The organism is Blautia sp. MSK17_66 (assembly GCF_020538025.1).
In the GTDB taxonomy this organism is placed as follows: Bacteria; Bacillota; Clostridia; order Lachnospirales; family Lachnospiraceae; genus Blautia_A.
On record NZ_JAJBNQ010000038.1, the window covers coordinates 1 to 20,932 of the forward strand.

The window sequence follows — 20,932 nt, forward strand, 5'->3', positions numbered from 1 at the left end:
AACTGGCTGGTGTGTTCCTTAACATCTTTTTTTCTTTTTTATAATGTTCCATTTTGTCAGCAAGCATACAATTATAGATGAAGCGACTGCAACCGATTGTTTTATCTATTTGCACACGTTGTTCTGCATTTGGATAGATTCTTATTTTTACTGCCCGATTTATTTTTCTCACCTTATTCCTACATATGAATGATTTCAATCATCGTTTTTTGAACAATATGTTCTCTTTTTATTATTATAATACAATTCCAACACGCGAACAAGTGTTTTCTTTTTTTGTTTATAAAATTCTTTTGAGCATTTATGCTCAGATCTACAATTCATCTCCCACCTATAGAGGAAGGAGAATTCTTGTTATATTTTGTTAAATAACTATCGTTATCAATTCTATTCCAATCGAATAATACTCCTTGTAAGAATTGATCATTCATCTAATCACCTGCCTGTAAAAAACACTTTCTAATCTACCTTTTCTTTCTCTTTGGACAAGAAGCAAAAAGAACAGAATTGATTATTCCAACTATCCACTGACTGTTTATGAGTCCAAATAATCTTGTTTGTATGTACCCTCTGAATAATACTTCTAATGTTCTCTTTGCTACAGTAAAAAAATAAAAAGAAGCCAGCAGTCAAAATCAAAGGGATCCATATCTGTGATAAATTCAGCACAATAACATTTATATTTGTTGTATAAAGCCAGCCCTGACAGAAAGCACTGCACATGATTAAGCAGTAAACTGCAAGAGCTTTCATCCCATCCCTTTTATCATTTTTTCTCAAATTACTTTCGTACTATATATTTAACCAACTCATTCGATCACTCCCATATGCCAGCTAATTCTATTATGCTTTCATCATCTCTATAAACTTTTATTTATCTTCTAACTCAAATCCGAGTTCTTTCAATTCTTTTTCGTTTCTGACATCTTCTTCCGTTTTCTTTCCAGTAATGGCACTGTAGGCTTCTTTGATTCCATTTTTCACTGCCCATTTGATGACGAAATACAGCGCAATCAAAATAATAATTGCGGTTCCCCCGCTTAAACCTAATTCATTCCACATAATCATTAACTCCTCCGATTTCGTAACTTTCAATTTATTTTCAATTTTGCAGGCTGGGATTTATCATTGAATAAAACACATCCATACTCCAACTGCTATAATCAATATGCCTGATATTCTTCCTGCGAATTTTGACTTTTGATATCCTAGAAAATTAATTGTTTCAGGAGTTGTAAATGGCAATAAAACAACATCTATACCCATTACTACAATCCCAATTCCTATTATAAAGACATTATTGTTAGAAATAATGCCATAAAACATAACTAAGAATCCCAAAATAATGCCTAATGTAAAATACTTGATTTTATGGCTGTCTTTATCCATCATCTTTTCATAATAATTTTCACATTTACTGTTACAAAATTCAAAATTATCATTGAGTTTTTTGCCACAATATTTGCATTTTTTCACACTCTATTCCTCCATAATTTCCGTTTTGTTACTAACATGATATCATATTTTTTTCTCAATTACATCCACCTAATTTTATACACTACCATTCGTTTTGCTTCTGTAACCAGCATCCTCTTGATCTTCTCCTGCAAGGTTTCCTTTGCATCTTCATCAATCGAATAAATCTCATTTATCTCGATTTTTTTCGGTTCCCGGTCAAAATGGTCAAAGACTTCTTTCCATATCTGGACGGAACATACACACTTTTCTTCCATGAAATTATTGCTGATAATTATAAAAAAAACAGAAGACCATTTAAGATCTTCCATTTTATAAACAAACCTCTATATAAAACTATATATCCTGCCCATTTTTAATAAAAACAGACAATCGGCACACTTTCGTCTATCCTATTATAAAGTTCTGCCGCTTTGTCCGCCGGAAGATTAATGCATCCATGGGATCCACCACCTTCTCGGAAACGATTTCCTCCAAAGTATGGCTGCCATGAAGCATCATGAAATCCAATCCCCCCATTAAAAGGCATCCAGTAAGTTACTGGTCTTTCATATTCATATTTCCCATTTTCCAGCATCTTTCCTTTCAGCACAGATGGACTTTTCTTGTAATACAGTTGAAAAATTCCCGGTGGTGTCTGCCGTTTTGCATACTGCATATCTCCTGACACAATATCCGATTCCAAAATGATAGAACCATCCTGATAGTAATATAAATGCTGTGCAGACAGGTCCACTTCAATATACGTGCTGCCTATATCATTCATTCCCCGTGCATTTGCCCGCATAGCGTATACCGGTTCCCGGCTTATCTGTACTCCTGCAATCATTTCCTGCATAATGGTTTCTATTTCTTTTTCCTGATCGATCTTCCATCCATAAACGGAACTATACACCTGAACAGTACGTCCGCTTGTTGTACAAAATTCCCTCTCTGTATTTACGGTATCATGTGTGGCAGCCAGCTGTGCCACATATTCTGCCACACACTGTCTCAGTTCATCCTCATTTTTTTGCAGCCGTCCTCTCTCATCAAAAATAAGCCATTTTCTGATCTCGTCTCCCTCCAATGTTACCGTTTCTTCTCCAAATATATATACGATTTTGGTCCGAATCAGATTTTGGCATTCTTCCAATGAATTTTTAAGATCTGGATCATCTTTCAGTACTGCCGCTTTTACATAAACAGCCGGACAGCTATTCAGGTCAATCGTTCTTTTTTTGCTAGCAACCGCTTCTGACAGTGCCTGATAAGCTCCATTGAAATCCAGGGTATTCCCTTCTGTTTCCGGTACGATTTCAAACTTCGAATCTTTATAAGCTACATATGCATCTTCTGGTGCTGTCTGATTCTCTTTTTTTACACATTCCAGTTTTTCCAGCTGTTCTTTTAACTTCACTTTATCATAGGTCATGTTTTCCTTGGCTGTATAATTTTGTTTTTTCCAAAATCCCCGAACCCATTTATATGGTTTTTGTTCATCCAGATATTGGGAAATACTGCCATCCGAAACATAACGATATCCGATCAATTTTCCATTGATACTCTGTGATTTCAGATTTCTTGCCTTTACTTCCAGCAGATAATCCTCTGCTTTTTTAGCAACCGCCTGTTCTGCCTCTTCCGATGTTTTTCCAGAACAGTTAATTCCATTGATCGTTGTTCCCCGAAAAAATCTGTCTGAATAGTAATAAGACATTCCTGCATAGCCAGCCATAGCAAAGAACACTATGATGACAGTGATTATTGTCCACATTTTTTGCTTTCCATTATCCTTACCGGTTATCTCTTTTCTTTTTCCCATCCATGCCCCCTGTTTTTAACGATAAACAGCATTCAGACATATTTTTTAAATCGTCTGATTTTAATATCTCCGATTTAATAAAAAATAACCAGGGCTGCTGGAAAAAACATTTTCTTTTACAAACAGTAAGCTGATTTCTACAAAACATTTTACGCTGCTCTTTTCTGCGAGGATCCGTATCAGCCGTCTCCGGTTCTTTGGGTCTAATGCTGTTGATGGTTCGTCCATCAGCATTACCTTTGGGTTCATTGCAAGGATGGTGGCTATGGCAGCTATTCTCTTTTCGCCACCTGACATCTTATAATTCTGGCGGTCTTTCAAATGTATAAGGTCCAGTTCTTCCAAGGCCTCCCTGGCAAGCTGATCTGCTTCTTTTCTGCTCTTACCATAATTTAATGGTCCAAATATCATATCTTCATAAACCGTCGGCATAAACATCTGATTATCAGAATCCTGAAACACATACCTCAGGCATTGCCGGATTCTACTTGAATTTTCCTGATTTACTTCTGTTTCATCAACAGTGATCTTTCCCTTTGCAGGGATCAGTCCCAGCATTGCCTTCATTAGCGTAGACTTCCCTGCACCATTGGCTCCGATCAGCCCCACCTGTTCTCCTTTACTGATATGGAAAGACACATAATTCAAGGCATTTTTCTCTTCTCCATATCCAAATACTACATTTTCAAATTTTATTATTTTCGTCTACACTTTCTATACAAACATTCTTCCCAGCAGCACTGTGACTGAGCATGTTCTCATCAAAATAAATACTGATACCCAGAAAATCACATATCCCCAGGATGCAAGTTTGTTATATGCTTTCTCTGCATAATAAAATTCCCCATGGAATCCCCGCAATTCCATACTTTCGTATAATGCAACTGCCCGATCCATGCTTCTTAAGAGTAGCTGCCCTAAAAAAATGGGAGGTTTCACTTACCTCCCATTTCCCAAAGAATCCTTTTATTTCAGTTTTTATAATGTTTCAAGAAAACGCATGAATGCTTCTCTTCCCTCGGTCGTACATTTGTATACTCCTGCATCTTCCAGAACATGGGTAAATACGATTCCAATCTCTTTCTGAAAAATGCCATGGATGTTTTCTTTTGTGATTTCCGGATATTTCGGAAGAAACTTCTTAACCCACTCTGCATGTTTCTCAATCTGTTCATTTGAAGAAATATCTTTGCCTTCGAGAATATACTCTTCCAAAAGTTCCATCTCACCTTTTAATCTGGCCGGAAGAACTGCAAGTCCCATAACTTCGATCAGACCGATATTTTCTTTCTTAATATGATGATATTCTGCATGCGGATGGTACACTCCCAGCGGATGTTCTTCTGTTGTGATGTTGTTCCTTAATGTCAGATCCAGTTCGTAGGTATCACCTACTTTACGTGCAATTGGTGTAATTGTATTATGTGGTTCTCCATTGGTCTCAGCATAAATAAATGCTTTTTCATCGGTATAGCCTCTCCATACTTCCAGCACATGTGTTGCCAGATCTACCAAACGGTTGAAATCTTTATGTCGAATACGAAGCACAGATAATGGCCATTTTACAATTCCAGCCTCTACATCTTCAAATCCCGGAAGTACCACGTGCTGCTCAATTGGTGCTTTTGCCATTGCAAATGTATAATGTCCACCCTGGAAATGATCATGGCTTAGGATCGAACCACCTACGATCGGCAGGTCTGCATTAGATCCAAGGAAATAATGCGGAAACAGTTTTACAAAATCAAACAGTTTAATGAATGCATTTCTCTCGATTTTCATTGGAGTATGCTGGCAGTTAAACACAATGCAATGCTCATTGTAATACACATACGGAGAATACTGGAATCCCCAAGGAGTATCATTGATTGTGATCGGAATAATTCTGTGGTTCTGCCTTGCCGGATGATTAACACGTCCCGCATATCCTTCATTTTCCGGGCAAAGAAGACATTTCGGATAACTTCCGGATTTTACATTCCTTGCCGCGGCAATTGCTTTTGGATCTTTTTCCGGTTTGGACAAATTGATGGTAATATCAATCTCACCGTATGGACTGTCTACCTTCCACTTTTGATCCTTCTCTACACGATACCTGCGGATATAATTGCTGTCCTGACTCAGCTTATAAAAATAATCAGTAGCTTTCTTCGGGCTTTCTGCATATTTGTCCCAGAATTCTTTTTGTACCTGACCCGGACGTGGCATCAGACAGTTCATCAATCTGGTATCAAATAAATCCCGGTATACAATACTGTCCTCAATCAGACCTCTTTTTACGGCTTCATCCAGCAATTCGTCCAATGTTTCTTCAAGATTAACAGGTTCCTCAATGTTGTCCGGTTTTTCATAATCATCTTCATGAAAAACATCCAGCAGAAGATTTGTTGTGTAGTTTCTTTCACATTCCGGTGTCAGACCTGTTGTAATCCCATACTGTACCAGTTTTGCAATGCTTTCACTTAACATTTTTCTTCCTCCTGTGCTTCACTTTTAAATTTATATTTTTGGTAACATATATACCGATTTCCCTGATAAGTCAGCATACCTCGATCGCCTTTTTCCAATTCACGAAAATCTCCCTGTTGCATTTGAAATTCCATCAAACTTCCATCTGTCATCTCAAATACAACGCGAAACCAAGGTACATGTGCTTCAGACTGCATATGGGTATAGATTCCTTGCTTCTTTTCAACTACAGTCGCATCAACAGATTCAACTGCCGCACTACTATTATTGCTGAAACTTAACAACATTTGGGTAAATACAAACATCATGATTATGAGTGCTGCTACACAGATTATAAATGCCATCCTATTTCTCCATTCCAGATATTTCATCCTGGGTCTGACTTATATGTTGTTCACGATAAAAATTCCGGTATTCCCTTGACGTTACTTTATATCTTTCACGAGATACCCAGTTAAATGTCCTTTGGCTCTCAACTCCTGCATCCAGGCAAATGTCTGTGATGCTCTTACCAGTACATTCCAATTAATCTCCTGCAAGTTTTGTCTACTTTTTCTTCCCATTTGGCAAGTAATAGACGTCTTCTGATATTATAATGTGCTTGTAAGATAAAGAAAGGAGGAAAACGAAATGAAAAGATTTAAAGCATACGTCAACTACCTCATGAACTTCTATGCCAACTACTTCAGAATTTACCGCTATATGTAAAGGACATTCCTGCCATCACAGGAATGTCCTTTACGGAAACCCAGTTTCAATGGTTTCCCTTATTATACTCTAATTTAGTTGCATTTGTACATGAACAGGATTCTCGAAAACATAGACAAAATTGAACAGAATTATGAAAATACTCTTACCACGTTTTTTGATTTTTAAACCACTTATTAGCAGACGGATCCGCCAATGCTGAAAACGGATAGGCAGTTTTCCTTTCAGCTTTCAATTTGTCCAATTAATAATCTCTGAATTTCCATACATCTGATGGATTTGCATTTTTCATCCTCAGCATTCTTTGAAGCTGCTCTTCTGTAAACCACAAATCGTGCAGTATTTTTCCGAAATATAGAGGCTAGATATCAGACCGCTTCATTGCAATTATAAACTGTTGATTTACCAAGATTATTTACATATACGGTAATCAAGTCGCCTTTCTTAAGATCCGGCTTTTCCCATACCAAACGGCTTTTATGATAATACACTTTATCATGATATGTAAAACTATATAGAATCCTGTATGGAATCTGTCTTCTATATCTTGTGTATTTTTGCAAATATACTTTTTCTACCAAGCCCTTCACTTTTGTACCATTTTCGATTAATTGTAAATGTAATTTATCAAGCTTTGCAGTATAAATTCCAAGAGCAGCACTTATTATACACAAAAGCACCCCCGTTATAGAAAACACAGTTCCCAACATATCTGGATTCTGAATACCTGAGTTTACTGCTGGTTTTAATATCCCAAGAAAACTTAAGATACCGGAAACAAGAAAGAATGTTCCTATCCAAAAGAAGATAACTCTCAATAAATCTTCTGTATAATTAAGTTTTTTCATATTTATTTTCTCCACAAGCATTCCATCAAAATTTTTTATCCTGTTTCAATCATATCTAATTTTACTTCAATTTAGTTAAATCCTCTAAATACATTTCTGTATGTCCACACTCTGGACAGACTGCAACTTTAACATCATCTATAGTTGTCGTTTTTTGTTTTTCATCTACATCTACAACGATCCCATAGCCACCGCCATTAACTTTAAGTCTTAAATCCGCTCTCATGACTGTTCCACACTTTTCGCATTTTCTCATTGCTGTCCTCCAAATATATATTTCGCTTTCCTATTTTTCTTACTACATAATAGCAGACAAAATATTAACCACTGAATGATCTACCGTTCATACGATGCAATGATTTCCTTGCTATCCGCTATTTTATAATCAAGTGTTTCCAAATTACCAATCAAATCAAATGTCATATCCGCATTAACTTGCAATTCATCTTCAATCTTAACTGCAGACGGCTCAACTTTTAGAAATACTGTTAATCCATAAGGCTTCGTTTCAGACTGTATCTGTATGCTATCATAAGAATATCCTTCCGGATACTCTTGCCCACTTACAATATTTATAACATTCGAAGAATCTCCTACATAATCTGTCTTGTACTGTGACAAATCAGGAATCTCGTACAGTTCTTCTTTTCTGCCACATGCAGAAAGCAATATTGCTGATACCGTAAATAAAATAATTGGAATTACTTTTTTCATCATGAACCAGCTCCTCTTCACACTTTGATATAAAACAGCCTGCCCAATGAACCAGAAACTGCCATATATTTGCTTCTTTATTTATAGATCAGCCTTTAAACAAACGAAGCATAAATCATAAAAATTTCTGCAATCAAAATAATTCCTAAAACACAATCAATCATCAGGTTATATTGACCAACTGTTAGCCAAGTTTTCGAATGCATCAGAACATACTTTACACTTTTTATACCACTCAAGACCGTAACTGTCAGAAGAAGTATCGGCATTAAAAAAATTTCCATCTTATTGCCAAAGTCATCTGCTGCTCCATTTCCAGCAAAGTGAACGGGAATAATCTCCGGTAAGAAAAAGAAACTTATTATTGCAATCGCAATTCCAACGATGCAAATTCCCCATGTTAATTTCCTGCTGCTTATACCATCCATAACAGTGCCTTCCTCTCATATGTCAGATACTGGTACTTACTCAAAGCCCTCTAATAAGCTTACTTTTTGAGCAATTCTATAACAACCCAGCATGTAGCTATTGTTTGCATCAGAAAAACGAAATCACACACATATTTCATTCCAAATTTCATAGAAGAGCTCCCAATCAATCCAAAACCTATGCAAGTCGCACCTATGCTGAATATCAAAGCCAGAATACAAATAAGTACCTTATATTCTTTTTTCATATCCCTTTCCTCCCACATCTACATTAATTTGTTGATAAAGATTTAAGGTTCCATATTTCTATTTTACATGAAGAATATGCTGCCTTGCCTCATCCGGAACGATATCTAATAAATATGTTTCCTTAGAAGAAATTTTTTCAAGAAACTCATCCAGTAAATTTTCTTCCTTACCTTCTGCTATTGGCAGAAGTTCCTTATACAAAACCGTAGGAATTCCAATAGAATACTTTTCTTCCTCATATACGAGAGAACCAAATGTCCAGTCTTCCTGTTCCTCTGGGCCTAATTCCACAATCAACTCAACAATCGGCAAATAATGATATATTTGCAGGAAACTTAAATTGACTTCAATCTGTTCCATTCCACCCTCTGGGTCTTTTTCCGTTATCTCTATTCTCTTTCCTGTTACGGTCATTACAACTAAAGAATTTTTTGGAGGTTTTCCATTTATCTTATCTATTGATTTTGCTTGAATATAACCACGTTCCATAGCATTTGAATCATAAGCGCTATAACCTTTTGATTCGAAAACACCATAATAACGGTTCGAATTGTTTATTGCTATTAGATCCGGTGATTTGTATGTAGTTTTGCCATTAACTGAAAAAAATCGATGTTTTTTTATGCGTGGATGTGAACTAAAGTTTGATATCATCGATAAGTGAACCATATACTCATAACCATATTTTTTCTTTCCCAGTACAGTGATAAGTATCATTCCAATCCAATAATTAATTGCACCAATTTCTGTACTATCCAAATAGACTTTTCTTGCAGGATCGAATAAAAGTTCTCCGTTTGGCAATAAAGCAACATATGTTTCAAACAATTTAATTTTGAAATATATCTCCTCTTTACGATTTCTTTTGTTCGCCTTGTTCAAATATATATCTGGCATCCCAGCTGACACAATAGCATCCATTAGTTCCACTCCGGTAAATGACAATGTTCCATTGCTTCTTTTATTGTGGTCAGAAATTTTTCCAGGTTCCAGATACAACTCTATATAGTAAATATCTCCACGTTTTATCTTCATCGCCTGATTCCTCGCAATTAATCGTATTCGAATTCAATTGGTTCCCATCTCTACTTAAAGCATATTTTTCAAAGAATTGAAAATCTCAATATTCGTAAGGGACAATAATCTTTCTGCAAAAATCACAATTATAGGCAGCTATGCGGTCTCCAGATATCCTTGCTGCCAACTCTGGATCCGTATTTAACCGCAAACTCTCAGAGCCTTCTTTCCACTCCAGTCCTGCCCCTGCACCAACCGCATGCAACTGACCCTTTCGCATTTTTCCTTCACAATATGGACATCTCATATTCACGTCATCTCCTTTAAGTAATTAAAGTTCCTCTTGTTCCCGAGAATTATCCTGTTCCTGGATAGCTTGTATATCTTCTTTCGCATATAATTTTTGCCTAAATGTTCTTTTCTATTTTTTCTCGTTTCATACGTTCTTTCATCAATAAAACAAATTGAACGGTCCATATTACACACGCTGCCAGACACCCGATTCCACTGTATAATAAATCTATGGCTGCCCCGGCTACAAATGGCAGTGCCATCCACATCATCCGATTTCCATATACTCTGCACATTTCTTTTTCATCATACTGTTTTCGTTCTTCCTTAGATTTCATATTATAGCCAGACAAAAATGCAGCGGCCTTTCCATTTGATTTTACAAAGCAGATTCCGAATAAAAACATAATCACTGCCATTCCCAAATCAAAGATAACACAAATTAGCATTGCAGACACCTCACTTCCCGCTCTGGCTATCAAATAAAAAAAGCCAAACACAACAGTAAAACTTATTATGTTTGGCTAGGTCAACTTGTTATTTTTTTATCACTTCTTATGGTTGTATTATACTATATATTTCTCTATAGTAAAACAATTTTTTATTTTAATATTATATTTCTACTATCATCAATTTTTCAGATATTTTCAACGCATAAACAATGCTATTAGCTACAATATTTCCGTAAAATTCATCATAGGTTTGTGTAAACGCAAAGTGTAAATGCCGCCAGAATCTTGGTAATTGCTAATTGTTTACGCCCGTATTCGGTGGTTCGCAGGATGCTGTCACCGCCCGTTTGATATTCTCCAGCGAAAGTAGGTACTGCGATTGCCACGCACAAAATAGCAAGGAACAAAATATAAAACTCAATATAATCAAAGGCATCTTTAGAAATTCCAGAATGAAGATAAAATGGCGTATCAAGTTCTGAATATTTTTCAAGAGCTTTCTGCTGTGCGGTTTCGTTTTCTCTTTGCTCGTTCCGCATGACATCCTGTAAATGTTTTGCGCACTTTTCATAATAGGCTCCGTTAATGTCATTCGGGTCAATATCCATTAAATCAGCACCAATGTCTGTTAATGGATCAGCAAACGCTTCGGACAGACCGTTCAGTAAGGAACGGATCGGGACGATTTTTTCAATATATACAGCCAGATGAAAGCCATCTTCCTCGACCGGCCCATATTCTCGACCGCAGCTTTGATAAGTTTCCAAAGCCGATTTGATCCTATCCGGGGTCGCATATTATCTGTCCTCCTTTTCCAAATCTGTCTGCGGAAACAACCACAGATACAGATCTTCCAATCGTGGTTCCGTTGTAACAGATTCATCAATTTCCAAGTGTTCGGACAGATAACGAATAGAAACCTGATTGTGATCTTCGCCTCGCTGATTGATAATGCGCAGCCGCATTTCACATTCCGGCAGCTTTGAGGTCGGAATTATGCAGTTCCAAACCTTGCCCTCAATCCGCTTGACAGATTGGAGATTTTTTTCTTTTTCACATCGGAGAGCGAAAGAATGTCCAACAAATGATTAATCTTTTTGGTAGTTATCTCATTCATTATGGAATACTATTGAAAGTAGACATTTTTTTGTGCAAAACCACGAACTTGTCCATTTATAAGAAAAAGAATAAATTATTAGGGATATTTTTGATTTCTGCACGTCTAATAGATGTAAAGAAAATGCTGGCTGGCAAAAAAAGAGGTGGTGTTTAAATGACAAAGGAACAACTTGGATCTCTGATCCTAGATTCAGAAAGACAATTATACTCAACTGCAAAAACAATTTTATTTAGTGACTATGACTGTGCAGATGCTATTCAGGAAACAATTGTGAAGGCTTTTTCCAACGTCGGTACATTAAAAAACGATAACTATGCCCGGACCTGGTTAATCCGTATCTTAATCAACGAATGTTACAGTCTTGTGCGTAAATCCAGTAAATTTATCCCATTGGAAAATCTAGCTGACAGACAGGAACCGGAATTAGAAAAAACAAAGAATTACAGTGAATTATATACAGCCGTAAATTCCTTAAAAGAGGAACTGCGTTTACCCGTTATTCTATACTATATAGAAGATTTCAGTGTAAAAGAAATCGCCCAGATCCTTGAAATATCGGAAGGTGCCGTTCAAAAGAGACTTGCAAGGGCAAGAGGAAAATTAAGGCAGGAATTACAGGAGGTGTCAATATGAGATTAGAAGATATGAAAAACGATATTCCCGAAACACCGGATTTTATCCATAATATGATTCAAAATGAGGTGGCAAAGCAGCTGGCGGATAATAAAGTGGCGAATCTGCGAAGAAGAAAACGATGGACAGCTCCGAAAGTTGCCGCAGTGGCAGCTGCGTGTGTGCTGGCAGTTTCCACGGCAGTATATGCAGGAGTAAATCTGTATCACTGGTTTTTGGAAAAACAGGGTTCTTATGGTGTTTCAGTCAAAATTGATGCTGGTGATGCAGCAAAGAAGACCGTACTTCCAGATGAGGTCCCAGAGGTAGATCTGTCTACTAAATATGTTCCGGAGGGCATGAGCTGGATTGACGAGTACCATCTCCAATATCCTGAGCATGACATGACTGGCGGGTTCAGTTTTTCATTTGTCCTGTTGGATAAAAATGATCTGGGACAGGTAGTACAGGATCAGAATGTTATTGATAGTGAAGAGCGTACATTTGGAAAATACCAGGGGATATATCTCAAATATAATAGCATTACCGAAAACGGGGCTCTTAACCAGAGAATTTATATTATCTGCCCGGATTTATATCGTGTGCTTATGATCTACATCGGAGATGATGTGTCAAAGGATGAAGCCATAAAAGTTGCAGAAAATCTGGTGATTGAGGGAAACACGACTATGGTAAAGACCGCCGGATTACCTACATGGAGCGGAGAGATGATATCTGAAAAGACAGAAGATGATAATGATGAAATAAGTACTTCTGTAAATGAGAAAAAACTACCCATTTACCAAATTGGTGACACCTTTGATCTGGATGTGATTGGTGAAAACACAAATGGTGAATATCTGGAAAAAACGATTTCTGTAAAGGTAGATTCTGTTCAAATTTCTGATGATCTTCAGCTTCTCGATCCGGACAAAATACCACAAGAATGGGCGAAAGCCATTGATGCTGATGGAAAGCTAGCTACAAACACATTGAATTATGTGAAATCTGGCGACGGAATCGATTCCCTGGATGAAATTGTGAAGTCAGAGGAAGTGAATCAGAAACTGGTCTATGTTACAGTTACCTATACCAATCATTCAAATGAGGAAATCGACCATATGCTTTATCTTGGTGCTTTACTGACCCTGACTAAAGAAAATGGAAAAGTACAGCTTTACATTTCAACAGAACAGGCCGGCGATGGTTATGACTACATTAGTTGGACCGGCGTGGCAAAGACTGGAGAAATGGTATATTATAGTGTCTCTGAAAATTATGGCAACGGTGGAAACTATATTTCCTCTATAAAACCAGGCGAAAGTGTACAACTGAACATGGCCTGGATCGTAAATGAAAGTGACCTCAAAAATCTGTATCTGAATGTGACTGGAGACGGAGCTTCATATGAGTTCTCGGAATATATACTGAAAAAGGGACTGGTAGATATTCGCAAATAATATGCTATCGTTTATGATTCCATTTTTTTATATGTCATATATGAAAAAGCGTTTTTCGATTCCTTTTGGTTTCGAAAAACGCTTTCTTTGCTTCTTCAATCTCTGCACATGAAGTGTAATCTGTGGTATCCAATACGATTTCCTCATTCTTTCCATTGCCGGTTAATAATTATAACGACAGTGTACTATATGAAGCAACCGACAACAACAAAAATCGATAGATGAGTTTCGACAGAAAAAGAGATTCCACACTGTAAGTGGAACCTCTTATCTATTAACGCAATGGACAATCAGATACTTTTATATTTTGAGCCAGTTTATGCAATCCAAGATGTCTGCAGTAGTTTTCCAAATCTTTTGGATTCTGGGATGAACGTGGTCCGATAATAATTGAATTGATAATATCTTCCCTGTGCATATTTTCTGTTTCTAAGACTTTTTGTAAATCTAAAATGTAGAACTCTTTTATTATATTGAATGTTTTGTATTCGATATGAGAATCGTTGTCCGTTACAAAATATGGTGCGATTCGGATTTCCTTTTCAGCAGTAAATGTAGGATGTTTGTGAATAAGGGCACATAATGCTAAATTATCAATGAATCCATCTAAGTTGGAAAATCCTTCCAGAATTCCAGTGGAAATATATGAAGACAATAATTTGTATAATTCATGATCCCTGGTCTCCTGAGTATAATACTGTTCGCCAATGATCATCCCATGATAATATAACAAGTTGTGCAATGCTTCGGTATTGAATTCTATTGCAACACCACGTCCATAATCGGCATAGCGGTCCCATTGAGCTGCATCGTCTAATGCCTGTGACAAACAGAACATAAAAAGGTGTTTTTGCGATGTTCTGTCATATATTTCTTTAAATATTTTATCAACATCACATTTGGGTTTTATATTATTTTGGGTAAGACCGTTCTCAATGTTCTGCTTCAGGTTATCAATAAACCCAATCACTTCTTTTGCATCATTCACATTCGTTGCGCTGCCAAACCAAATCTCTTTTTTCCTTAAAATTCCATCCAAGGCTGGAAAAGAAGTGTAATGCCATAAAGTTTTACCAACTTTCTGAACAAATTTGTCAGTAGATTCCTGTCTTTTCTGAATTTCTACTAAATTGTAGGTCATATACAATACCTCTTCTGAAATAATATCATTTGAATATGCATCGATCGGACAAATCCTTTATTCTGTATAGATGTTCCCATTCTCATCCGTCCAGGTACCGTCACCATTGTCTGTGTATCCGACCCCATCTGCGTCACAATAATAATAATCTCCGTTTGTTGTTTCTATTACATTAACAGTACCGTTACTGCCCTGGAGTTCATGCTGTTCCAGTTGGTTTCCGAAATGATAACCTTCGTCATTCCAGGTACGATATGAATTTCCATTGGCATCTGCCCAGTTTCCATCTCCCTGATAACTGTATCGGCTCCCATAATAATCAGAATAGGTCCCATCTCCGTTATCGTAAAGAACTCTGGATTCTTCATCTCCTCCACCCGGTGCTACAATTGATGCTACACCGGAAGTAGTACTGAATCCACTGGTATATGGTACGCCTGCTGGCAGATTTTCATAAGATGAAACAGACCCGTTGTTGTCAGAGGTAATTCCATCATCGGTCGTTTCACTTACCTGTCCGCTGTTTTCCATGGCAGGTTCATCGTTTGTTTCCGCATCTGCTTTTTCCTCTTCGTCTACAGAATCCTCTGTATCTGTATTCTCTGTCACTCCTCCTTCGTCCTGGGTTTCAGCAGCTTTCTGCATAGTTACCATTTCAGAAAATGGTGCATAATCCGGTACATTATTTTTCTCTGGATCTGCATTTTTTTCAATACCAGACTTCTCCGTCTCTACTGAAACTGTATCTGTCCCGGCAGAGACATTAAATACCAGATTACCGCCTGCAAGCAGCAGCGTCACAAGAATTCCCGGAAGAATTCCTTTGCGGAGTTTCCGAATGTTCACCATATACAGAATCCGATCTTTAAACACCATTTCGCTGTCATTAAGACTTGCTGTCACATATGGAATCTGATTTTCCATGGCTACTGTCCTGAGAAGCAGCTGTCGATATAATTTATGTTCCTTTTTATTAACTCTGCGAACAACTGCTGTATCACACAGATTCTCAATATCCTTATCCGCTTCTTTCAGCATGATAAGAAGAAAGGGATTGAACCAGTATATCGATGCACAGATTCGAAGGAGCATCTTATACCAGAGATCCCGATGGCAATAATGTGTAAGTTCATGGTAAAAGATAAGTTTTCTTTCTTCTGCTGAATACCCGGTTGCTGGTAGATACAATTTTGTATGTAAAAGTCCTGCAAGAAGCGGTGTGGTAAGACCTGCGTTTTGCCTGAGTTCCGGTATTCTGCGTACGTGCTTCTTTTGACACGCTGCACGGTACATCTGAATACTCACCGTATCACTTACCTGCAGACTCATCCGTTCCAGATTCCTTATAGAAAAATAATATGCCAGCAATTCTCCCGTCAGTTTAAGTACCGCTACGCTCAGCCAGACAGCAGCAAAAATCAAAGCCACAATTCCCAGCCATTTATCTGATTCGTACCTGACAGTTCTCTTTTGTTCCGGGATTTCTGTCAGATTTTTCATGTCTTTGCTCGCAGATGATACGTTTTCTGTTATCTTCTGACTTTCCTCTGGTCTGACTGCGTAATCCGTTATCTTCGGGCTTTGCGTATTCTGTTGACTGCTTCTAAGTACTTTGAAATCCACCAGTGCCAGATTCGCCGGAAGGCGCACCGGAACACAAAGGCTTATCGTAATCAACAGCCAGATAAGGTACTTCCATCTCGCTGATACACGTCCTTTAAACAGAGTCGCAAGCACTTTTACCAGTAAAATTACTACTGCTGCAATAACATTCAGTTTCAGAATGTGTAGAATGAAAACCTCCATAATTCGCTATTCCTCCCTGTCCTCCAGGTTCTTAAGAAATTCACTGAGATCCTGGACTTCTTCCGAGCTGATCTTCTTTCCATGATAAAGTGAAGTTACAAACTTTTTTAGTGAATTCCCATAAAGTTTCTCAAGAACACTCTGGCTTTCATGTGCCTGATAATCTGACTGCGAAACCAGGGGTGTATACAGATTCATTTTTCCCTGTTTCGTCACTTCCACGAAATTTTTGTTCTCCAATCTGGTCAGCAATGACAAAATTGTTGTTGATGCAAGTTTTTTCTTCATAGTGATCACTTTCTCAATCTCCGGTCTGGTCATCGGCGGAGTATTATTCCAAAGAACGAGCATAATATCCAGCTCTGATTCCGGAAGTCTCTGGTAAGTTTTTTTCACTTTTTCATACCTCCTGTTACATATTTTCTACAAATGTAGGAATAACTCTATTTTACCACGGTTCACGGAAATGGCAAGGGCTTTTGCACAATTTGCAAATGCCCTTGCCATTCCTGCAGCTACTGACCACTATCAGTCTATTTCTGTATAACTGCTGCCATTTTCATCACTCCATGTCCCGTCTCCATTGTCCGTAAATCCTGTACCATTTTCGTCCTGGAAATAATAATCACCATTTGTAGTTTCCGTAACCGTCACAGTATTACCGTTTGCATCCTGAAGGTCATGCTGTTCCAACGTATGTCCCAGATGATGAGTATCATCATTCAGAGCTGAGTAGGTATTTCCATTTTCGTCGGTATAAGTCTCATCCCCATTATCGGTATAGTTCATTCCATCATCTCCACGATATTCACAAGAATAATCTTTGTGAAGAATGTAATTAATCTCAATGGTATTTCCATCACTGTCAACTAATGTCATTGGTGAGGTAGAAAGGATATCGGAATCATCATTGCTGTCCGAGGATTTTGCAGAAGCATTTTCTTCTGTATCGGAGGAATCGGAATCTCCTCCTGACTTCTGACTGGCAGTATCTGTAGTTGCCTTATCAGAATCATCGGTCTGGTTTTCGTTCTCCTGTCTGGTAAGTGAAGGATTTCCAGGATAAGAAATATATTCTACAAATTTTCTGACGTCACTGATGTCATCTGCATCTTTTGCATATCCCACTGCCATATACAGGCTGTTTCCCTCTGAATAAATTGTCTGATAGCAGGCATCGTATGTGTCATTGCATTTGGCAATCCCTGTTTTGACATCCTCCAGTGAATATTTATAGATATTTACATAATCATTTCCGTTCGTATAGCTTGCATAGGTACCTTCCGTATCTGCTTTTTCCCATTCAGATCCAGCCGGCGGCTGTGTATAGAAATCGTTATTTCCTGCTGCCATAACCGTTGCAGCTGAAAAAATCCCAAGTGTTGCTACCGTCATAAGTGTCATAAATTTTGTCTTCATCGTGGATTCTCCTAGAATTTTATTTTCTACATCTGTAGAAGTTAATTGTATTCTACAACTGTAGAATACAATTGTCAATTCTTTTTTCTATATTTTTTTATCATCTCAGTTTAATTTCTATTTTTCCTTCCACTGGGCTATATAAATCCAGAGGATCTTCATCGCTTTCATAAACACGTCCTTCGCCTTCTCCAAATGATTTGCGGCATACTGGACATGATAGTCAGAACTAATATTTCTTTTTTCATTTTTCTGCAATCGTATTTCCATCAAAAGTGCCATTTTACGCCATTCTTGCAATAAAAAAAAGGCCCTCCCGGATAGACTATTATTGTTCCTGTCCATCCAGAAAGACCTGAAAATTAAAATGTTATATTTTTTAGAAATTATCCATTAAATTTCTGCAAACATTTAAATAAAATCATGGGTTTCGTTTTCTACAAACTCCCCATCTAAGAAAGCAAGATCATCCGTAGCTTCCTGTACTTCTGCTTCCTCGTCAGAATATTCTATCTGCCCACCTTTCTCTTCCTGCCTTTCACACCATATGACCAGACGTTTGGAGGCATCTGTTCCACAGGTGGAAAGCAGAAGCGTCGGGACTTCTTCCTGCGTTCCAAGTAAAAAAGCATCTCCATCTGCCGGTGTATACTCGCATTTTACGATCACAAAGATCCATACCCCTTCATCCGGAAGATACAGATAGAGGATATGGTGTTCTTTTAAAAATTTATCGCCAAGGAAATTTCGAAGTCCGCGGAACATGCTGCCATCTTTCATATTGTGACCATAAATGATGTTCTTGTCATCAGAAAAATCGGCATTGTTATCGGAATCCAGGAAAATGGCCCCTGCCACATGTTCTGTCTTCTTAAAAGTATGTGTCAGGTAATAGGAGTCATCGTTTCCCTGAACTACCGGGTAATCAATGCTGGTATCTGGGATCCGGATCCATGCAACGATATCCGGATTGATCTTTTTTAATGCCTTAAAATCAACCACGGTCTGTTTCCCATCGCTTCCGTCTGTTCCTTCTGTGTGGTCATCCTCATCTGTTTCCTTGACGTATGTACGCAGGTCTTCATATTCCTGCACACCTTCCCGGTACATAAAGTAAATGCCAAAACCGGTACATACGCAAAAACTGAGTACCATCAGGCAGACTGCCACGATCATGATTTCTTTTATGTATCTCATACAAACCTCCGATTATTCTTCCTGGAAAAAGGGCTGCCGGTAAATCGAGCAGCCCTGAACCGTATTCCTTAATTTCCTTTTTTCTTCTTATACCAGATCACGCCGCCAATGCCGCAGGCAGAAAGGACTGCCAGAAGGATCGGAAGCCAGATGTTGGTGCTGTCCCCTGTTTTCGGGCTGTTTCCTGTCGGTGTGCTACCGGAAGGGGATTTGGTGTTTTTGATCTCTTTTACGATCTCGATCACCTTGGTTTTTCCGTCTTTGTATTCAAAGCGGATCTCTTCTTTTTTGCTGCTTAATTCATAACCATTTGGTGCTTTGGTCTCTACCAGGATATATTCCACGGTTTTCTCTACTTTTCCATTTTTATAAGTAGCAATCGGAAGCTTGCCGCTTGTCGCTGTTCCGGTCTTATCCGTTACCAGTTTTTCTACGACTTTTCCGCTTTCCTTTTCACGCAGTTCAAATTCTGCTCCTGAAAGGGCTGCCTTACTGGTGGAATCGGTCTTTTTGATGACCAGTTTTCCATATGGATGTGCGTCCTTCATTTTGACTTTCTGGACTTTTCCGGTATCTTTTACCGTAAATTTCACATCTTCCGCAATGAGGTATCCATCCGGAGCCTGCTCTTCACGAAGGGTATATTCGCCTACCGGAAGTTTTTCGACCATATGCGGTTTATCCGTGGACGTCCAGCTTTCAACTTTCTTTCCATCTTTATCCAGGATGATCAGTTTTGCTCCCGGTACCTCACTGGAATCCGTAATGTCTTTCTTGCTGATTTCCACTTTGGTCACATCATCAAGCATCTGGTGTTTCTGTACTTCTTTTGTGTTTTCGACGGTAAATTCAATACTTTCCGCAGTCACATAACCATCTGCCGGCTTTGTTTCTGTCATCTTGTATTTCTTTCCTACGATAAGGCCCTTGATGATATGTGCTTCCTCTTTGGATACCCATTCATCCACCGTATTTCCATCCTCATCTGTTACCTTTAAGGATGCTCCCGGAAGTTCTTTTTTGTCCGTCAGGTCTGCTTTGGAAAGTTCTACCGTAGTCTGTTCATCTTCAAAGGTGAACGCATACTCTGCAACACTGGTTCCACTGCCCTGGTACTCAAAAGTGAATTCCTGCGGTTCCTGGTCTGTCACATAGCCATCCGGGGCGGCAAGTTCCTTAATGTAGTACCTGCTGTCAATCGGGAGATCTGCAACAAACTGGATCTTTCCATCCTCATCTGTGGTCTTCAGTTCGATCAGAGTGTCTTTCGCAAGGAGTACTTTTCCTTTTGAAGATACGATGTCGTCTGCTGCATAGAGGCCAAAGATTGCCCCGGAAAGTACTTTGTCACTGTCCTTTTCTTTTTTCAGGACTTCCACCTGTACCCTCTGGCGCGCATTCTGCCAGTCGGCACTATAAGTAACCAGAGGTGTATCCTGGTCACGGTATGTAAGATCCACATATCTTGGTTCATTATCCAGAACGTAGCCATGTGCGGTCTCTTTTTCCACGATGTAATAACGTCCAAGCGGGAGGTTATCCATCTGGGCGATACCATTTCCATCTGTTGTAATGGAGCCGACCAGTTCATCTGCCGCATAATAATCTGCACTTACCCCGTCTGCTGCACGGATGGCTTCTGCCGCGTAAACATTGAAGGTTACATGCTTGAATGAAAAAGTAAATTCTACATTCTAATATACCTTGATTTTATGCGGGAT

Annotated in this window: 27 protein-coding genes and 1 pseudogene; 2 read left to right on the forward strand and 26 right to left on the reverse strand. The window is 38.3% G+C overall.

The features are described 5' to 3' along the window. The 19 genes from LIR34_RS18015 to LIR34_RS16455 form a co-directional block, all read right to left on the reverse strand. The coding region (locus LIR34_RS18015) for a helix-turn-helix domain-containing protein (protein ID WP_173903306.1) at positions 1 to 172 on the reverse strand (172 nt) is incomplete at its 3' end. Between the two features lie 698 nt (positions 173 to 870). Further along, a complete protein-coding gene (locus LIR34_RS16370; protein WP_059085796.1) occupies positions 871 to 1,062 on the reverse strand; it encodes a DUF6019 family protein in 192 nt (63 codons plus the stop codon). 63 nt (positions 1,063 to 1,125) lie between these two features. Continuing rightward, a complete protein-coding gene (locus LIR34_RS16375; RefSeq protein WP_059085795.1) occupies positions 1,126 to 1,476 on the reverse strand; it encodes a DUF2116 family Zn-ribbon domain-containing protein in 351 nt (116 codons plus the stop codon). Between the two features lie 59 nt (positions 1,477 to 1,535). Further along, on the reverse strand, positions 1,536 to 1,787 hold the full coding sequence (locus LIR34_RS16380) for a hypothetical protein (protein WP_235812351.1): 252 nt from the start codon (positions 1,785 to 1,787) through the stop codon (positions 1,536 to 1,538). Between the two features lie 44 nt (positions 1,788 to 1,831). Further along, positions 1,832 to 3,280 (reverse strand): L,D-transpeptidase family protein, encoded by a 1,449-nt coding sequence (locus tag LIR34_RS16385; RefSeq protein WP_118037293.1) that lies wholly within the window; start codon positions 3,278 to 3,280, stop codon positions 1,832 to 1,834. A 60-nt stretch (positions 3,281 to 3,340) separates the two neighbouring features. Beyond that, the gene (locus LIR34_RS16390) at positions 3,341 to 3,919 is read right to left on the reverse strand and encodes an energy-coupling factor ABC transporter ATP-binding protein (protein ID WP_235812414.1); all 579 of its coding nucleotides are present in this window, start codon (positions 3,917 to 3,919) and stop codon (positions 3,341 to 3,343) included. Positions 3,920 to 4,258: 339 nt separating this feature from the next. Then, positions 4,259 to 5,749, reverse strand: a complete 1,491-nt coding sequence (galT, locus tag LIR34_RS16395; protein ID WP_118037294.1) for a UDP-glucose--hexose-1-phosphate uridylyltransferase — start codon at positions 5,747 to 5,749, stop codon at positions 4,259 to 4,261. Further along, positions 5,743 to 6,093, reverse strand: a complete 351-nt coding sequence (locus LIR34_RS16400) for a DUF2500 domain-containing protein (RefSeq protein ID WP_059085792.1) — start codon at positions 6,091 to 6,093, stop codon at positions 5,743 to 5,745. Before LIR34_RS16400 ends, galT begins: the two co-directional genes overlap by 7 nt. Positions 6,094 to 6,701: 608 nt before the next feature. Next, the gene (locus LIR34_RS18140; RefSeq protein WP_158565314.1) at positions 6,702 to 6,800 is read right to left on the reverse strand and encodes a hypothetical protein; all 99 of its coding nucleotides are present in this window, start codon (positions 6,798 to 6,800) and stop codon (positions 6,702 to 6,704) included. A gap of 25 nt (positions 6,801 to 6,825) precedes the next feature. Beyond that, positions 6,826 to 7,305 carry a hypothetical protein gene (locus LIR34_RS16410; protein ID WP_059085791.1) on the reverse strand — a complete coding sequence of 160 codons (480 nt, stop codon included), beginning with the start codon at positions 7,303 to 7,305 and terminating at the stop codon, positions 6,826 to 6,828. A 61-nt stretch (positions 7,306 to 7,366) separates the two neighbouring features. Next, complete coding sequence (locus LIR34_RS16415) at positions 7,367 to 7,561, reverse strand: zinc ribbon domain-containing protein (RefSeq protein ID WP_055056113.1); 195 nt, start codon at positions 7,559 to 7,561, stop codon at positions 7,367 to 7,369. A gap of 80 nt (positions 7,562 to 7,641) precedes the next feature. After that, complete coding sequence (locus tag LIR34_RS16420) at positions 7,642 to 8,022, reverse strand: DUF4825 domain-containing protein (protein WP_055056114.1); 381 nt, start codon at positions 8,020 to 8,022, stop codon at positions 7,642 to 7,644. Between the two features lie 92 nt (positions 8,023 to 8,114). Continuing rightward, positions 8,115 to 8,447, reverse strand: coding sequence for a DUF1648 domain-containing protein (locus LIR34_RS16425; RefSeq protein WP_173903307.1), 333 nt, complete (start codon positions 8,445 to 8,447; stop codon positions 8,115 to 8,117). A gap of 59 nt (positions 8,448 to 8,506) precedes the next feature. Then, positions 8,507 to 8,695, reverse strand: coding sequence for a hypothetical protein (locus LIR34_RS16430; RefSeq protein WP_055056116.1), 189 nt, complete (start codon positions 8,693 to 8,695; stop codon positions 8,507 to 8,509). A 58-nt stretch (positions 8,696 to 8,753) separates the two neighbouring features. Continuing rightward, entirely contained in the window at positions 8,754 to 9,731 is a 978-nt protein-coding gene (locus LIR34_RS16435; RefSeq protein WP_055056117.1) for a hypothetical protein, read from the reverse strand. A gap of 85 nt (positions 9,732 to 9,816) precedes the next feature. Beyond that, on the reverse strand, positions 9,817 to 10,020 hold the full coding sequence (locus LIR34_RS16440; RefSeq protein WP_055056118.1) for a PF20097 family protein: 204 nt from the start codon (positions 10,018 to 10,020) through the stop codon (positions 9,817 to 9,819). Positions 10,021 to 10,120: 100 nt separating this feature from the next. Then, entirely contained in the window at positions 10,121 to 10,453 is a 333-nt protein-coding gene (locus tag LIR34_RS16445) for a DUF3784 domain-containing protein (protein ID WP_055056119.1), read from the reverse strand. Positions 10,454 to 10,698: 245 nt separating this feature from the next. Next, a complete protein-coding gene (locus tag LIR34_RS16450; protein WP_244092358.1) occupies positions 10,699 to 11,223 on the reverse strand; it encodes a hypothetical protein in 525 nt (174 codons plus the stop codon). 30 nt (positions 11,224 to 11,253) lie between these two features. Next, the gene (locus LIR34_RS16455; RefSeq protein ID WP_242859014.1) at positions 11,254 to 11,421 is read right to left on the reverse strand and encodes a hypothetical protein; all 168 of its coding nucleotides are present in this window, start codon (positions 11,419 to 11,421) and stop codon (positions 11,254 to 11,256) included. A 308-nt stretch (positions 11,422 to 11,729) separates the two neighbouring features. Here LIR34_RS16455 and LIR34_RS16460 point away from each other — a divergent pair, with 308 nt between their 5' ends. Together LIR34_RS16460 and LIR34_RS16465 are read left to right on the forward strand one after the other, a co-directional pair. Beyond that, positions 11,730 to 12,209, forward strand: coding sequence for a sigma-70 family RNA polymerase sigma factor (locus LIR34_RS16460; RefSeq protein ID WP_055056121.1), 480 nt, complete (start codon positions 11,730 to 11,732; stop codon positions 12,207 to 12,209). Further along, the gene (locus LIR34_RS16465; protein WP_173903308.1) at positions 12,206 to 13,648 is read left to right on the forward strand and encodes a hypothetical protein; all 1,443 of its coding nucleotides are present in this window, start codon (positions 12,206 to 12,208) and stop codon (positions 13,646 to 13,648) included. The genes LIR34_RS16460 and LIR34_RS16465 overlap by 4 nt, the downstream gene beginning before the upstream one ends. A 274-nt stretch (positions 13,649 to 13,922) precedes the next feature. On the opposite strand, the gene LIR34_RS16470 is transcribed toward LIR34_RS16465, so the two are convergent. From LIR34_RS16470 to LIR34_RS18145, 7 genes and pseudogenes are all read right to left on the reverse strand, one after another. Continuing rightward, the gene (locus LIR34_RS16470; RefSeq protein ID WP_055056206.1) at positions 13,923 to 14,789 is read right to left on the reverse strand and encodes a DUF2971 domain-containing protein; all 867 of its coding nucleotides are present in this window, start codon (positions 14,787 to 14,789) and stop codon (positions 13,923 to 13,925) included. 57 nt (positions 14,790 to 14,846) lie between these two features. Then, positions 14,847 to 16,595 carry a M56 family metallopeptidase gene (locus tag LIR34_RS16475; RefSeq protein WP_015542764.1) on the reverse strand — a complete coding sequence of 583 codons (1,749 nt, stop codon included), beginning with the start codon at positions 16,593 to 16,595 and terminating at the stop codon, positions 14,847 to 14,849. A 6-nt stretch (positions 16,596 to 16,601) separates the two neighbouring features. Then, entirely contained in the window at positions 16,602 to 16,991 is a 390-nt protein-coding gene (locus LIR34_RS16480; RefSeq protein WP_059085781.1) for a BlaI/MecI/CopY family transcriptional regulator, read from the reverse strand. A gap of 132 nt (positions 16,992 to 17,123) precedes the next feature. Further along, complete coding sequence (locus LIR34_RS16485; RefSeq protein ID WP_173903309.1) at positions 17,124 to 18,014, reverse strand: hypothetical protein; 891 nt, start codon at positions 18,012 to 18,014, stop codon at positions 17,124 to 17,126. A 117-nt stretch (positions 18,015 to 18,131) separates the two neighbouring features. Further along, entirely contained in the window at positions 18,132 to 18,296 is a 165-nt protein-coding gene (locus LIR34_RS16490) for a hypothetical protein (RefSeq protein WP_173903310.1), read from the reverse strand. A 129-nt stretch (positions 18,297 to 18,425) separates the two neighbouring features. Continuing rightward, positions 18,426 to 19,211: a class B sortase gene (srtB, locus tag LIR34_RS16495; RefSeq protein WP_059085779.1), complete on the reverse strand. Its 786-nt coding sequence runs from the start codon at positions 19,209 to 19,211 to the stop codon at positions 18,426 to 18,428. A 68-nt stretch (positions 19,212 to 19,279) separates the two neighbouring features. After that, positions 19,280 to 20,887 (reverse strand): annotated as a pseudogene (locus tag LIR34_RS18145) (SpaA isopeptide-forming pilin-related protein); the annotation flags it as partial. Positions 20,888 to 20,932: the final 45 nt, after the last annotated feature.

What these genes read in the sequence shown, in the direction of transcription:
- LIR34_RS16370 (WP_059085796.1), bottom strand. Translation starts at nt 1,062, where the DNA reads ATGTGGAATGAATTAGGTTTAAGCGGGGGAACCGCAATTATTATTTTG.
- LIR34_RS16380 (WP_235812351.1), bottom strand. Translation starts at nt 1,787, where the DNA reads ATGGAAGATCTTAAATGGTCTTCTGTTTTTTTTATAATTATCAGCAAT.
- LIR34_RS16385 (WP_118037293.1), bottom strand. Translation starts at nt 3,280, where the DNA reads ATGGGAAAAAGAAAAGAGATAACCGGTAAGGATAATGGAAAGCAAAAA.
- galT (WP_118037294.1), bottom strand. Translation starts at nt 5,749, where the DNA reads ATGTTAAGTGAAAGCATTGCAAAACTGGTACAGTATGGGATTACAACA.
- LIR34_RS16400 (WP_059085792.1), bottom strand. Translation starts at nt 6,093, where the DNA reads ATGGCATTTATAATCTGTGTAGCAGCACTCATAATCATGATGTTTGTA.
- LIR34_RS16410 (WP_059085791.1), bottom strand. Translation starts at nt 7,305, where the DNA reads ATGAAAAAACTTAATTATACAGAAGATTTATTGAGAGTTATCTTCTTT.
- LIR34_RS16415 (WP_055056113.1), bottom strand. Translation starts at nt 7,561, where the DNA reads ATGAGAAAATGCGAAAAGTGTGGAACAGTCATGAGAGCGGATTTAAGA.
- LIR34_RS16420 (WP_055056114.1), bottom strand. Translation starts at nt 8,022, where the DNA reads ATGATGAAAAAAGTAATTCCAATTATTTTATTTACGGTATCAGCAATA.
- LIR34_RS16425 (WP_173903307.1), bottom strand. Translation starts at nt 8,447, where the DNA reads ATGGATGGTATAAGCAGCAGGAAATTAACATGGGGAATTTGCATCGTT.
- LIR34_RS16430 (WP_055056116.1), bottom strand. Translation starts at nt 8,695, where the DNA reads ATGAAAAAAGAATATAAGGTACTTATTTGTATTCTGGCTTTGATATTC.
- LIR34_RS16435 (WP_055056117.1), bottom strand. Translation starts at nt 9,731, where the DNA reads ATGAAGATAAAACGTGGAGATATTTACTATATAGAGTTGTATCTGGAA.
- LIR34_RS16440 (WP_055056118.1), bottom strand. Translation starts at nt 10,020, where the DNA reads ATGAGATGTCCATATTGTGAAGGAAAAATGCGAAAGGGTCAGTTGCAT.
- LIR34_RS16445 (WP_055056119.1), bottom strand. Translation starts at nt 10,453, where the DNA reads ATGCTAATTTGTGTTATCTTTGATTTGGGAATGGCAGTGATTATGTTT.
- LIR34_RS16455 (WP_242859014.1), bottom strand. Translation starts at nt 11,421, where the DNA reads ATGCGGCTGCGCATTATCAATCAGCGAGGCGAAGATCACAATCAGGTT.
- LIR34_RS16460 (WP_055056121.1), top strand. Translation starts at nt 11,730, where the DNA reads ATGACAAAGGAACAACTTGGATCTCTGATCCTAGATTCAGAAAGACAA.
- LIR34_RS16465 (WP_173903308.1), top strand. Translation starts at nt 12,206, where the DNA reads ATGAGATTAGAAGATATGAAAAACGATATTCCCGAAACACCGGATTTT.
- LIR34_RS16470 (WP_055056206.1), bottom strand. Translation starts at nt 14,789, where the DNA reads ATGACCTACAATTTAGTAGAAATTCAGAAAAGACAGGAATCTACTGAC.
- LIR34_RS16475 (WP_015542764.1), bottom strand. Translation starts at nt 16,595, where the DNA reads ATGGAGGTTTTCATTCTACACATTCTGAAACTGAATGTTATTGCAGCA.
- LIR34_RS16485 (WP_173903309.1), bottom strand. Translation starts at nt 18,014, where the DNA reads ATGAAGACAAAATTTATGACACTTATGACGGTAGCAACACTTGGGATT.
- LIR34_RS16490 (WP_173903310.1), bottom strand. Translation starts at nt 18,296, where the DNA reads ATGGCACTTTTGATGGAAATACGATTGCAGAAAAATGAAAAAAGAAAT.
- srtB (WP_059085779.1), bottom strand. Translation starts at nt 19,211, where the DNA reads ATGAGATACATAAAAGAAATCATGATCGTGGCAGTCTGCCTGATGGTA.